The 12,739-nt window shown below is 69.5% G+C and carries 10 protein-coding genes and 1 pseudogene; 7 read left to right on the top strand and 4 right to left on the bottom strand.

Going from position 1 to position 12,739, the window contains the following annotated elements; all coding sequences use genetic code 11:
• Window positions 1-4 precede the first annotated feature (4 nt).
• The 4 genes from I0Q12_RS24185 to I0Q12_RS24170 all read left to right on the top strand — a co-directional run bounded on the left by I0Q12_RS24185 (window position 5) and on the right by I0Q12_RS24170 (window position 5,276).
• Complete coding sequence (locus I0Q12_RS24185) at window positions 5-1,225, top strand: RIP metalloprotease (RefSeq protein WP_197255474.1); 1,221 nt, start codon at window positions 5-7, stop codon at window positions 1,223-1,225.
• Between the two features lie 45 nt (window positions 1,226-1,270).
• The gene (gene ispG, locus I0Q12_RS24180) at window positions 1,271-2,425 is read left to right on the top strand and encodes a flavodoxin-dependent (E)-4-hydroxy-3-methylbut-2-enyl-diphosphate synthase (RefSeq protein WP_197255472.1); all 1,155 of its coding nucleotides are present in this window, start codon (window positions 1,271-1,273) and stop codon (window positions 2,423-2,425) included.
• Between the two features lie 93 nt (window positions 2,426-2,518).
• Entirely contained in the window at window positions 2,519-3,355 is an 837-nt protein-coding gene (locus I0Q12_RS24175; protein ID WP_197255470.1) for a GNAT family N-acetyltransferase, read from the top strand.
• 82 nt (window positions 3,356-3,437) lie between these two features.
• Window positions 3,438-5,276, top strand: a complete 1,839-nt coding sequence (locus I0Q12_RS24170; protein WP_197255468.1) for a penicillin-binding transpeptidase domain-containing protein — start codon at window positions 3,438-3,440, stop codon at window positions 5,274-5,276.
• 21 nt (window positions 5,277-5,297) lie between these two features.
• Here the strand turns inward: I0Q12_RS24170 and I0Q12_RS24165 are convergent, their stop codons facing one another.
• Entirely contained in the window at window positions 5,298-6,677 is a 1,380-nt protein-coding gene (locus I0Q12_RS24165) for an APC family permease (protein WP_197255466.1), read from the bottom strand.
• A 33-nt stretch (window positions 6,678-6,710) separates the two neighbouring features.
• Window positions 6,711-7,583 (bottom strand): LuxR C-terminal-related transcriptional regulator, encoded by an 873-nt coding sequence (locus tag I0Q12_RS24160; RefSeq protein WP_374068775.1) that lies wholly within the window; start codon window positions 7,581-7,583, stop codon window positions 6,711-6,713.
• 157 nt (window positions 7,584-7,740) lie between these two features.
• Here I0Q12_RS24160 and I0Q12_RS24155 point away from each other — a divergent pair, with 157 nt between their 5' ends.
• The 3 genes from I0Q12_RS24155 (at window position 7,741) to I0Q12_RS24145 (ending at window position 10,883) form a co-directional block, all read left to right on the top strand.
• Window positions 7,741-9,366, top strand: coding sequence for an AMP-binding protein (locus I0Q12_RS24155; protein WP_197255464.1), 1,626 nt, complete (start codon window positions 7,741-7,743; stop codon window positions 9,364-9,366).
• Between the two features lie 65 nt (window positions 9,367-9,431).
• Complete coding sequence (gene map / locus I0Q12_RS24150) at window positions 9,432-10,289, top strand: type I methionyl aminopeptidase (protein ID WP_197255462.1); 858 nt, start codon at window positions 9,432-9,434, stop codon at window positions 10,287-10,289.
• Between the two features lie 27 nt (window positions 10,290-10,316).
• Complete coding sequence (locus I0Q12_RS24145; protein ID WP_197255460.1) at window positions 10,317-10,883, top strand: alpha/beta fold hydrolase; 567 nt, start codon at window positions 10,317-10,319, stop codon at window positions 10,881-10,883.
• Between the two features lie 45 nt (window positions 10,884-10,928).
• Here I0Q12_RS24145 and mtr read toward each other — a convergent pair whose 3' ends face one another.
• Both mtr and I0Q12_RS35190 read right to left on the bottom strand, forming a co-directional pair.
• Complete coding sequence (mtr, locus tag I0Q12_RS24140; RefSeq protein WP_197255458.1) at window positions 10,929-12,302, bottom strand: mycothione reductase; 1,374 nt, start codon at window positions 12,300-12,302, stop codon at window positions 10,929-10,931.
• Between the two features lie 354 nt (window positions 12,303-12,656).
• Window positions 12,657-12,739 (bottom strand): annotated as a pseudogene (locus tag I0Q12_RS35190) (hypothetical protein); the annotation flags it as partial.

Raw genomic sequence — 12,739 nt, 5'->3', positions numbered from 1 at the left:
ACAGATGATGTTCGTGCTGGGCGTGGTGCTCTTCGCCCTCGGCATCACCGCCTCCGTCGCGCTGCACGAGGCCGGTCACATGTGGACCGCGCAGAAGCTCGGCATGAAGGTGCGGCGGTACTACATCGGGTTCGGCCCGCGGATCTTCTCGTTCCGCCGCGGCGAGACCGAGTACGGCCTCAAGGCGCTGCCCGCAGGCGGATTCTGCGACATCGCCGGGATGACCGCGCTCGACGAGCTCGCACCCGACGAGTACGACCGCGCGATGTACAACCAGAAGACCTGGAAACGCCTGGTCGTCATGTCCGGCGGCATCGCGATGAATTTCCTGATCGGCATCGTGCTGGTCTACGCCCTCGCCGTGACGTCGGGTCTGCCGAACACGGACACCCGCGCCGTCGTCGGCACCGTCGGGTGCGCGGCTCCGACCCAGGCCGGCGCGGAAGGCGGCTACGCGCCCGCCGAATGCGAGGGCACCGGTCCGGCTCAGGCCGCGGGTATCCAACCGGGCGACGTCATCGTCGCGGTCGGCGACACCCGCGTCGAGACGTTCGGTCAACTGGTTCAGGCCACCCAGCCGCTGTCCGGCACGGTCGACTTCACGGTCGAACGCGGCGACGAGACCCTCACGTTCCCGGTCGCGATCCAGCAGGTGCAGCGCTGGGTGTACGAGAGCGACGACCCCGACGCCCAACCCGTCTCCCGGGAGGTCGGTGCCATCGGTGTCGGCGGGGAACCGCGCGTTCTCGAGTACACACCGGTGACGGCGGTCCCGGCGACGTTCGAGTTCACCGGATATCTCGCGGCCCGCACCGCCGAGGCGCTCGTGCAGTTGCCGTCGAAGGTGTCGGACCTGTGGACCGCGGTGACCGGCGGGGAACGGGCCGTCGACACGCCCGTCAGCGTCGTCGGCGCCAGCGTCATCGGCGGCCAGTTCGCGGAAGCCGGCATCTGGCAGTCTTTCGTGCTGCTGCTCGCGCAGCTGAACTTCTTCCTCGGCGCGTTCAACCTGCTGCCGCTCCTGCCGCTCGACGGCGGGCACATGGCGGTCGCGATCTACGAGCGCCTCCGCAACTGGGTGCGCAACCTGCGTGGTCTCGCCGACGGACCGCCGGTGGACTACATGAAGCTGCTTCCCCTCACCTACGTGGCCGTGGTCGTCGGCGGTGCCTACATGCTGCTGACGCTCACCGCGGACATCGTCAACCCCATCAAGCTGCTCTGACCTGCGCCGCTAGAATCGGCCGGTAGCAACGAAAGAAGGCGAAACGTGACCAGCCCCATCGGTTTGGGCATGCCCGAAGTACCTGCGGTCCTCGCACCGCGACGCAAGACCCGCCAGTTGATGGTCGGAAATGTCGGTGTCGGCAGCGACTATCCGGTGTCGGTGCAATCGATGTGCACCACCAAGACGCACGACGTCAACGCGACCCTCCAGCAGATCGCCGAACTCACCGCCTCCGGCTGCGACATCGTCCGTGTCGCGTGCCCGCGGCAGGAGGACGCCGACGCACTGGCGACCATCGCGAAGAAGAGCAAGATCCCGGTCATCGCCGACATCCACTTCCAGCCGCGATACATCTTCGCGGCGATCGACGCCGGTTGCGCCGCGGTGCGCGTCAACCCCGGCAACATCAAGGAGTTCGACGGCCGCGTCAAGGAGGTCGCGCAGGCGGCCGGGGACGCCGGCATCCCGATCCGGATCGGCGTCAACGCCGGTTCCCTCGACCCGCGGCTGCTGAAGAAGTACGGCAAGGCCACCCCCGAAGCGCTCGTCGAGTCCGCGCTGTGGGAGGCGAGCCTGTTCGAGGAACACGGCTTCGGCGACATCAAGATCTCCGTCAAGCACAACGACCCGGTCGTGATGGTCGAGGCGTACCGGCAGCTCGCCGCGCAGTGCGACTACCCGCTGCACCTCGGCGTCACGGAAGCCGGACCGGCCTTCCAGGGCACGATCAAGTCCGCGGTCGCGTTCGGTGCGCTGCTCTCGGAGGGCATCGGCGACACCATCCGCGTGTCGCTGTCCGCGCCGCCGGCCGAGGAGATCAAGGTCGGCACGCAGATCCTGCAGTCGCTGAATCTGCGTCCCCGCAAGCTCGAGATCGTCTCGTGCCCGTCGTGCGGCCGCGCTCAGGTCGACGTCTACACCCTGGCCAACGAGGTGTCCGCCGGTCTCGAGGGCATGGAGGTGCCGCTGCGCGTCGCCGTGATGGGCTGTGTCGTCAACGGTCCGGGCGAAGCGCGCGAAGCCGACCTCGGAGTCGCCTCCGGCAACGGCAAGGGACAGATCTTCGTCAAGGGGCAGGTCATCAAGACCGTCCCGGAGGCGCAGATCGTCGAAACCCTCATCGAGGAAGCGATGCGCATCGCCGAGGAGATGGAGGGCGACGCCGGCAGCGGCACACCCACCGTTTCGGTCGGCTGAACCTTCCGACACTCCCGATTCGGGAGTGGGTTTCCGTCGGGCCGTAGCTCATGGCAATCTGGTCGGTATCGGCAGTCGACAGGTGGTGGGCACGTGCTCAAGCTTCTTGGGGTCCGGTCGCTCGGTGGACGGGACACCGCCGCGGTGTTGCGCGTCCTCGCCCGAGACCCGGTGGCGACGTGCATGGTCACCGGCCGTGTCGAGGAGTACGGCATCGCCGGCCGCTCGGTCGGCGGTGAGATGTGGAGCCGCGGCGGGGCGGAGACCTCGCTGTGCTTCTCCGGAGCCAACCTGATCCCGCTGCTCGGGTCTCCCGACGACCTGCAGGCCTTCGCCGAACGTGCTGCCCGTGGACCGCGCCTGTGCTCGTCGGTCGTCGGCCGTGCCGAACTCGCCATGCCCATGTGGGAGCTGCTCGAGAACGCGTGGGGACCCGCCCGGGAGGTGCGCGCCGAACAGCCGCTGCTCGTCCTGGACCGCGAACCGCTCGTGACGCCCGACCCGCTCGTCCGCCGGGTGCGGCCCGAGGAGATCGACGCCTACCTGCCCGCCGCGGTGGCCATGTTCATCGAAGAGGTCGGCATCGACCCGCGTGCGGGCGACGGGGGAGTGAGCTACCGCCGTCGCGTCGCCAGCCTCATCGCGACCGGCCGCGCCTGGGCTCGGTTCGAGAACGGCGAGGTCGTGTTCAAGGCCGAGGTGGGATCGCAGTCGTCGACGGTCGGTCAGATCCAGGGCGTCTGGGTGAGCCCGGCCATGCGCAACGCCGGAATCGGATCGGCCGGCACCGCGGCGGTCGCCGCTGCGATCACCGCGGGCGGCAGGTTGCCGAGCCTGTACGTCAACAGCTTCAACATGCGGGCCCGCGCCGCGTACGCGCGTATCGGCTTCCGGCAGGTCGCCACGTTCTCCACCGTCCTGCTCGACTGAACGACTCCGCACAACGGAGACGCCCACCACGTCCGTTGCGCCTCCCCGATGTCCGGGCATCGGCCTCCTACGATGACGGGCGATGAAAGCCAGCTCAGTTCCCCGGGCGACCTCGCCCGCCCCCCGCCGTGTCCTCGTCCGGATCGTGGCGGCCTCGCTCGCCGCGGTCGCGGTCCTCGGCGGCGTCGTGGCCTGCACACCGAAACCCGCCGGACCCGAGTCGGCGGCCCAGGCATTCCTCTCGGCGTTCTCCGAGCAGGACTTCGCGACCGCCGCCGACCACACCGACCGGCCCCAGGACGCCGAGGCAGCTCTCGCCGAGACGTGGGACGGACTGCAGGCCGAATCGCTGATCGCCGAGACGACGGGCGTGCAGATCCACGGCGACGCCGCGACCGTCGACTACGCCTACGAGTGGCACCTGCCGAAGGACCGGATCTGGCAGTACACCGGGACGATGCAGATGGGACGCAGCGGCGACGACTGGATCGTGCGGTGGACCCGCTCGAACCTGCACCCGCAGCTCGGCGACCGCCAGACGATGCACCTGCGCACCAAGGCCGCGCCCCGGGCGCGCGTCAACGAACACTCGGGCGGGGACGTGCTGGTGCCCGGGACCGTGTACTCCATCTCGTTCGACGCGTCCGCGAACAGGGATGTCCTCGGTGCGGCCCGCGCTCTGTCCGCCGCTCTGACGCGGTTCGACACGTCCCTCACCGCCCAGTCCATCGCCGAATCCGCGACCGCGGCGAGCGGCCCGCTCGCCGTCATCCGGCTCGTCGCGGACGACTACGCGACCGTCTCCGACACGCTCGACGCCATCCCCGGCGTCGGCGTCGTCGAACAGGCCGATCTCGTCGCCACCGACCGCAACTTCGCCCCCGACCTGCTCGGCCAGATCAAGAAGACGGTGATCGACGAGGTCGACGGGGTCGCCGGTTGGAGTGTCGTCGTGACGAACCAGTACGGCGTCGACGTCGGTGTCCTCACGGAGACGGCTCCGCAGCCGGCGCCGTCGTTCTCCATCAGCCTGGACCGGCCGATCCAGCTGGCCGCACAGGCCGCCGTCGACGCCCGCGTCGAGCAGGCGATGACGGTCGTGATCGAGGCCTCCACCGGCGCGGTCCTCGCCGTCGCCCAGAACAAGGCCGCCGACCGGGACGGACCGGTCGCGATCGCGGGACACTACCCACCCGGATCCACGTTCAAGATCATCACGTCGGGTGCGGCGATCTCCAACGGTCTCGCCACCCCAGAAACGATGGTGCCGTGCCCGGGCCGGATCACCATCGGGGAACGCAGCGTCCCCAACTACAACGAGTTCGAACTCGGCACGGTGTCGATGGCGACGGCGTTCGCCCGCTCCTGCAACACGTCCTTCGCGAAGCTGGCCTCCGAGATGCCCGCCGATGCGCTCACGAACGCCGCCGCCGCATTCGGCATCGGACCCGAGTACGACGTCGTCGGGCTGCCGGTGTTCTCGGGATCGGTCCCGCCCGCGGAGAACGTCGTGCAGCGGGCCGAGGACGGATTCGGGCAGGGCAAGGTCGTCGTCAGCCCGTTCGCGATGGCGCTCGCCGCCGCGACCGTCGCGGCCGGCCGGACACCGGTCCCATATCTGATCAAGGGACGCGAAACGACGGTCGAGGGCGACCGCCCGGCGATCACCCCGGAGATGGTCGACGGGCTGCGCGGCATGATGCGGCTGGTGATCACCAGCGGCACCGCCGACCGCATCCGGGACCAGGGCGAGGTCTACGGCAAGACCGGTGAGGCCGAGGTCGAGGGCGGATCGCACGCGTGGTTCGTCGGCTACCGCGGGGACCTCGCGTTCGCCACGCTCGTCGTCCGGGGAGGCAGCTCCGACAACGCCGTCGCCGTCACCCGGGACATGTTCGCGGCGCTGCCGGAGGGCTACTGACCGCCCGGGCCTCGCGGCGGTTCACTTCTCGACCAGGTGTTCCGGGTCGATCGTGGGGCCGCGGCCACCCCTGCGCTTGGCCAGGAGCCAGGTGATCAGCCACAGCACGGCCCCGAGGCCGAGCAGGACCGCCGCGATCCGGTACTGCACCACGGGGCGGTCCACCAGCGGTGACACGAGGAAGATGCAGCTCGCGGCGCCGAGCACGGGGAGGACCGTCGGCGTCCGGAAGTGCGGGTGGTCGATCGGTCGGCGACGCAGCACCAGCACGCTGACGTTGACGATCGCGAAGACGATCAGCAACAACAGCGCGGTCGTGCCGCCCAGTTCCGGCACCTCGCCGACGAAGGTGACCAACCCGAACGCCAGCAGCGTCGTGAACACGATCGCGACATAGGGCGTGCGCCGCGTCGGGTGCACCCTGCCGAGCGCCGCGGGCAGCACGCCTTCGCGGGCGATCCCGTAGACCAGCCTGCTGGCCATGAGCATGTTGATCAGGGCCGTGTTCGCCACCGCGAACATGGTGATGAACGCGAAGATCCCCACCGGGAACGCCGGCGCACCCGCCTCGACCACCTTCAGCAGGGGAGTGTCCCCGGTGCCGAGTTCGACGGCCGGGACCAGCGCGATCGCGGTGACGGACACCAGCACGTAGATCAGGCCGGTGATCCCGAGTCCCAGGAGCAGCACCCGGGGGAAGATCCGGGTCGGGTTCTTGCACTCCTCGGCCATGTTCACCGAGTCCTCGAAACCGATCATCGCGAAGAACGCGAGTGCGGTGCCGGCGACGACCGCGCCGAAGACCGAGCGGTCGCCGGTGTCGACGTCGAGCACCCGCGAGAAGTCGCCCTCGCCGATCCCGAGCGCCCACATCCCGATCAGGATGATGATGAGCAGCCCGGACAGCTCCACACACGTGAGGACGATGTTCGTCTTGACGCTCTCACCGACGCCGCGCAGGTTGATCAGCGCCACCACCAGCATGAACGTCAGGCCCAACGCCGTGATGCCGATGCCCTCGCCGATATCGAGATCGAACGCCTCGACGAAGTTCGCGGAGAACGCCCGCGCCGCCGTCGACGCCGAGGTGATACCCGACGCCATGACCGTGAAGGTGACCATGTACGTCAGGAAGTGGATCCCGAAGGCCTTGTGCGTGTACAGCGCGGCGCCCGCGGCCTGCGGGTATTTGGTGACCAGTTCCAGGTAGCTGAACGCCGTGATCACCGCGACGACGAACGCGAGCACGAACGGCAGCCACACGGCGCCGCCCACCTCGTTCGCGACCCTGCCGGTCAGCGCGTAGATGCCGGTGCCGAGGATGTCGCCGACGATGAAGAGCAGCAGGAGTCCCGGCCCCATGACCCGTTTCAGCTGCGGAGACGAAGCCGTGTCCGACATAAGGAATCCTCTCCGGCCCGGAAACGGGACTGCTCAGGGCAGCAGCGACAGCCGCCGGGCGACGACGACCGCCTCGTGCCGGGTGTGCACGTCGAGCTTGCCCATCGCGCTGCGCAGATAGCTCTTCACGGTCTCCGGAGTCACCGAGAGGCGTTGCGCGATCTCGACGTTGGTGCAGCCCAGCGCCACGTGCGAGAGCACGTCGGTCTCGCGCGGGGACAGCACGATCGCGGTCGCCGGTGCCGGTGCCGGAGCGGTGGTGCCACCGCATGCCCCGGCGAGTCGGTCCGACAGCGCCCGCAACTGCTGCCGCAGACCGGAGTCGCCGACCGTCTGGGCGAGACTGCGCAGTTCGGCGTGCACTTCCCGGACTTCCGCCGTCGCCAGCGGATCGCGGTCCACGGGGCTCATCCGCGCCATCAGCGCGAGTCGCCTGTCGACCTCGTCACGCACCGTGATCTCGTCGGAGAGACGCCGCGCCGCTTGCACGAACGCGCCCACAGCGCGATCACCCAGCGGCGCACACTCGCGGATGGCCCCGTACAGCACCGCCCGCGCGGCCCCGCCGACGAGCACCGGCACCGCGAGGATCGAGCGCAGACCCTCGCCGAGCACCGGACGATCGAAGTGGTGGGTGATCGACGACGACCGCCCGTAGTCCGCGACCGTGAGCGGCTTGGCCCGGTCCACGACCAGTCCACCGAGCCCGGCCTTCGGCGGCACGATCACTCCCTCGAGCCCGTTGGTGCGGGTGCCGAGGAACTCGCTCAGCTGTAGATGGCCGCTGCGGACCTCCCCGGCGAACACGACGGAGACCTGCGCGTCGGCGGCAGTGCGTCGCAACTCGGCGCGCAGCGCGTCGCCGTCGCGGGGACGGAGGAGAGACGAGGGACCGGAAGCCGGCACGATCACCCACCCCTTTCCGGGGGTATCGAGAAGATTCTGTGACTCGGATCATAGAGGTGGCGGTACGTTCGGGTGACGCGCATCCCCGCGGCGTGCCGCCCAGACACCCCTGTGAATGCAGACAACCCTGTGAACGCTCGACGAGGAGGACGGATCGATGGCTGCCGATTTCGCTGCCCGTGTCCGCGAACTGCTGGACCGCTACGACACCGCGGACGGATGCGCTGCGAACCTTTTGTGCGACGACCATCCCGCCGACGCTGTCGCGTTCACCGTCGTCGAGTCCGATCTCTCCTCGACCGATCTGACGTACGGGTACCTGCGCGAGCAGTCGACCCGCTTCGCGGCCGCGCTGAACGACCTCGGTGTCGAGCCCGGGGACCATGTCGCGACGCTGATGGGCAAGTCCGCCGACCTGGTCGTCGCGCTGCTCGGCATCTGGCGGCGCGGCGCCGTGCACGTGCCGCTGTTCACCGCGTTCGCGCCGCCCGCCATCGCGTTCCGGCTGCAGGCCAGCGGCGCGAAGGTCGTCGTCTCCGACGCCGACCAGCTCGGCAAGCTGGCGCCCAGCGAGGACATCCCGGCCGACGCGCCGTGGCAGATCGTCGTCGCGGGGGACTCCGGTGACGCCGGGATCGGGCTGCACTTCGCGGACCTGCTCGCCGCCCACACCGGCGACGATCCGCGCGGTGCCGCGGTCGCCGTCGGTGGCTCCGGTGGCCTCGTGCAGCTGTTCACCTCCGGCACCACCGGGACCCCGAAGGGCGTGCCGGTTCCGGTGCGGGCGCTCGCCTCGTTCCACGCGTACATGGACTTCGGCCTCGACGTGCGCCCCGACGACGTGTTCTGGAACGCCGCGGACCCCGGCTGGGCGTACGGGCTGTACTACGCGCTGCTCGGTCCCATGGCCGCCGGCCGGCGCAGCATCCTGCTGCACGCCGGGTTCTCGCCGGCGCTGACCTGGCAGGTGATGGAGAAGTTCGGCGTCACCAACTTCGCCGCCGCACCCACGGTGTACCGCAGCCTGCGGGCCGACTCCGGCGAGGGACCGCAGATCCCGCTGCGCCGCGCGTCGTCGGCCGGTGAGCCGCTGACCCCGGACGTGCTGACCTGGTCCGAGCACAAGTTCGGTGTCGTCGTCCACGACCAGTACGGGCAGACCGAGCACGGCATGTTCGTCGTCAACGCGTGGGCCGACGGCCTGCGCGAGGACGTGCCGCCGCTCTCGATGGGCAAGCCGCTGCCGGGCTGGTCGGTGGCGGTGCTGAAGGAGGACAGCGACGAACTCGCGGACACGAACGAGGTCGGCCGCGTCGCGATCGACACCCAGGCCAGCCCGCTGCTGTGGTTCACCGGCTACGTCGACGCTCCGGAGAAGACCGCCGAACGCTTCAGCGAGGACGGCCGCTGGTACCTGACCGGCGACGCGGGCCGCGTCGACGAGAACGGCTTCTACTTCTTCTCCTCCCGCGACGACGACGTGATCATCATGGCGGGCTACCGGATCGGGCCGTTCGACGTGGAGAGCGTGCTCGTGATGCACGAGCAGGTGGTCGAGGCCGCGGTCGTCGGTCTGCCCGACGAGCTCCGCGGCGAGGTGCTCGAGGCGTTCGTGGTGCTGCGGGAGGGCGTCGAGGGCACCGACGAACTCGAGGCCGAGTTGCAGCAGCTGGTGAAGAAGAAGTTCGCCGCGCACGCCTACCCGCGGGCGGTGCACTTCGTGCCGCACCTGCCGAAGACCCCCAGCGGCAAGGTCCAGCGCTTCCTCCTCCGTCAGCGCTGACCCGCGTCCCGCGGGTGATGCCTCGGAGGCATCGCCCGCGGGACGGTGGGCATATTCTGGTCGTCATGTCTGTGCGCACAGCTCTCGTTCCCGGCACGCCCACCCCCATCCGTTCGGTTCCCAAGCTCATCGAACGACCCGAGTACGTGTGGAAGCCGACCGCCAAGGAAGGCAACGAGCCGTGGGTGCAGACCCCGGAGACCATCGAGAAGATGCGCGAGGCGTGCCGGATCGCCGCGCAGGCGCTCGCCGTGGCCGGCGAGGCCGTCGCCCCCGGTGTGACCACCGACGAACTCGACCGCATCGCACACGAGTACATGTGCGACCACGGCGCCTACCCGTCGACCCTCGGCTACCGGGGCTTCACCAAGTCCTGCTGCACGTCGCTCAACGAGGTGATCTGCCACGGCATCCCCGACTCGACGGTGATCGAGGACGGCGACATCGTCAACATCGACGTCACCGCCTACATCCACGGGGTGCACGGTGACACCAACGCGACGTTCCTGGCGGGTGACGTCTCGGAGGAGCACCGCCTGCTCGTCGAACGCACCCGTGAGGCGACCCGGCGGGCCATCAAGGCCGTCGCGCCCGGCCGCGCCCTGAACGTCATCGGCCGGGTCATCGAGGCGTACGCCAATCGGTTCGGATACGGCGTCGTCCGCGACTTCACCGGCCACGGCATCGGCGAGACCTTCCACAACGGCCTGGTCATCCTGCACTACGACCAGCCGTCCGTGGAGACGGTCATCGAGCCCGGCATGGTCTTCACCATCGAACCGATGATCAACCTGGGCACGCCCGACTACGAGATCTGGGACGACGGCTGGACGGTCGTCACCAAGGACCGCAAGTGGACCGCGCAGTTCGAGCACACCATCGTCGTCACCGACAGCGGATGCGAGATCCTGACACTGCCGTGACCGTGTGATCGCGTACCGTTCTGCGGCATGGAATCGACTGACGTGAGCACCGCGAGCGGCACCGTCCGGGTACGGATCGACGGACCAGAGAGCAGGCACACCGTGCTGCTGCTGCCGGGAGCGGGGGAGAGCGCCGACGTGTTCGACGCGGTGTGCGAACGCCTGCACAATTCCGACCTGCGGACGGTCGTCCCGGAAAGCATCGACAACCTCGATGCGGCCGGGATATTCGCGCTGCTCGACGAACTGAAACTGCCGTGGGTGCACCTGGCCGGCAGCGGTGCCGGCGCGGAACTCGCCTGGTCCGTCGCAGCCGGCAGATTCGGCCGGTTCGCGAGTCTCGTCGTCGCCGACCGCGGTCACCCGGCCGTTCCCGACGCCGACGGCACCGTGCGCGATGCGTCGGCCCCTGCAGCCGAGGTGCCCACCACCGTCGTGGTCGGCAGCGGCGCGCGGCGCGCCGAGGCCGACGCATCCATGCGCTACGTCACCGGGGAGTTCCGGGTCGTCGAACTCGACGGCATCGAGAACGTCCCGGCGCAGGCTCCGGCCGAGTTCGCCTCGGCGATCGCCCTGCGTACCGGCAGCTGGTAGCGGACACGGCGGCGCCGTCCCGGCCGGACGGCGCCGCCGACGCTGTCACAGTCCGAGCAGCGCGTTCTCCACGACCTCCGGCAACGCCGGATGGATCCAGTACTGGCCCGTCGCCATCTCCCGGGCGGTCAGACCGAAACTCATCGCCTGGATCAGCGGCTGGATCACCGTCGACGCCTGCGCACCCATGACGTGCGCGCCGAGCAGCAGACCGGTCGACCTGTCCGCGATCAGCTTGCAGATGCCCTCGGTGTCCTCCATCGCCCAGCCGTACGCGACGTCCCCGTAGTTCTGGATCTTCACGGAGATGTCGTATCCCTGCGCGCGGGCCTGCTCCTCGGTGAGCCCGACCTCGGCGATCTGGGGGTCGGTGAACACCGCCGCCGGCACGAACCGGTGATCGGTGCGCCGCAGCGCCGACGTGTCGTCGCCCCACGCATCCTGCAGCAGGTTGTGCTGCACCACCCGCATCTCGTGATTGGCGACGTGCTTGAGCTGATAGGGCGACGACACGTCGCCGAGCGCGAACACATCGCGCGCGGTGGTGCGCTGGAACTCGTCGACGACGATGCGGCCCTGCTCGTCCAGTTCCAGGCCCCCGGCGGCCGCGTCGAGCAGGTCGCCGTTGGGCTGCCGTCCCACCGCGACCAGCAGCGCGTCGCCCGCGACGACCGTGCCGTCGGAGAGCACGACCTCCACGCCGTCCCCGACCGGGCGGAACTCCTTGGCCGGATTCGACAGATGCACGTCCCACTTCTCCTGCGCGATCCGCGTGAACCGCTCGGCGATGTCCGTGTCGAGGTGACGCAGAAGCCGGCTGCTGCGCGCGAGGATCGAGACCCGCACCCCGAGCGCGGAGAACACGTGCGCGAACTCCATCGCGATGAACCCGGATCCGAGGATCACCATCGACTCGGGCAGCTTCGGCAGCCGCATCACGTCGTCGTTGGTGTGGTATTTGACGCCGCTGTCGAGGACCTCCTGCGGAACGATCGGGCGGGATCCGGCCGCGACGACGACCTGATCGGCGGTGATCGTCTCGCCCGTGCCGGTGTCGAGAGTGCGCTCGCCGACGAACCGCGCGTGCCCGCCGTACACCGTGACGTTCGCGCAGTCCTCGCGCCGGTACCGTTCACCGCCGGCCGCGATCGGGTCGATCCGCCCGAACACCCGGTCGACGATGTCGTTCCAGCGCACCCCGTCGACACTCGCGTCCACGCCGTATTTCGCCGCGGTGCGGACGGTGTGCGCGACCTCGGCCGCGTACACGTACATCTTCGTCGGGATGCAGCCGACGTTGAGGCAGGTGCCGCCGAAGGTGCCCTCCTCGAGGATCGCCACCTTCTTGCCGTCGTAGCGTTCGTCGAGGATCGAATTGCCCGATCCCGTGCCGATGATCGCGAGGTCGTAATGGGTCACGCGGGGTCTCCTGCGGTTCGTGTCCGCACGTTGCCGGCGGCCGTGCGGATGTCGGCGGTGTCGTCGTTGCTGTCGTGGTTGTCCAACCCCTCCAGCCACCGGTCCAATTCCCGGAACGCCGCGGCGAGCGGACCGGGGGTGGACAGGAACACGTCGTGGCGGGCTCCGTCGATGGGCACGATCGTGGTGCGGTCGCCCAGGCAACCCGCCCAGCGCGCGATCTGCCGCACGTCGAGGACCGCGTCGACGGTGTCGATCGCGGGGTCGTACTTCGGTGCGGACCGGCTCGCCGTGGACCGGAGGATCAGCGACGGCACCCCGATGTCGAGGCCGCGATGCAGCTGCGCGTGCCCGCGCCGGACCGCCCGTAGCCAGCCGAACGTGAGCGGGAATCCCGTCAGCGGCTTCCAGTCGAGGTTGTAGTTCCAGCCGCCGGT

Source organism: Rhodococcus sp. CX (genome assembly GCF_015865005.1).
GTDB lineage: Bacteria > Actinomycetota > Actinomycetes > Mycobacteriales > Mycobacteriaceae > Rhodococcus.
Note: the sequence above shows the minus strand (reverse complement) of the source record. Positions and strands in the feature narration are given on the sequence as shown.

What these genes read in the sequence shown, in the direction of transcription:
- I0Q12_RS24185 (WP_197255474.1), top strand. Translation starts at nt 5, where the DNA reads ATGATGTTCGTGCTGGGCGTGGTGCTCTTCGCCCTCGGCATCACCGCC.
- I0Q12_RS24170 (WP_197255468.1), top strand. Translation starts at nt 3,438, where the DNA reads ATGAAAGCCAGCTCAGTTCCCCGGGCGACCTCGCCCGCCCCCCGCCGT.
- I0Q12_RS24165 (WP_197255466.1), bottom strand. Translation starts at nt 6,677, where the DNA reads ATGTCGGACACGGCTTCGTCTCCGCAGCTGAAACGGGTCATGGGGCCG.
- I0Q12_RS24155 (WP_197255464.1), top strand. Translation starts at nt 7,741, where the DNA reads ATGGCTGCCGATTTCGCTGCCCGTGTCCGCGAACTGCTGGACCGCTAC.
- map (WP_197255462.1), top strand. Translation starts at nt 9,432, where the DNA reads ATGTCTGTGCGCACAGCTCTCGTTCCCGGCACGCCCACCCCCATCCGT.
- I0Q12_RS24145 (WP_197255460.1), top strand. Translation starts at nt 10,317, where the DNA reads ATGGAATCGACTGACGTGAGCACCGCGAGCGGCACCGTCCGGGTACGG.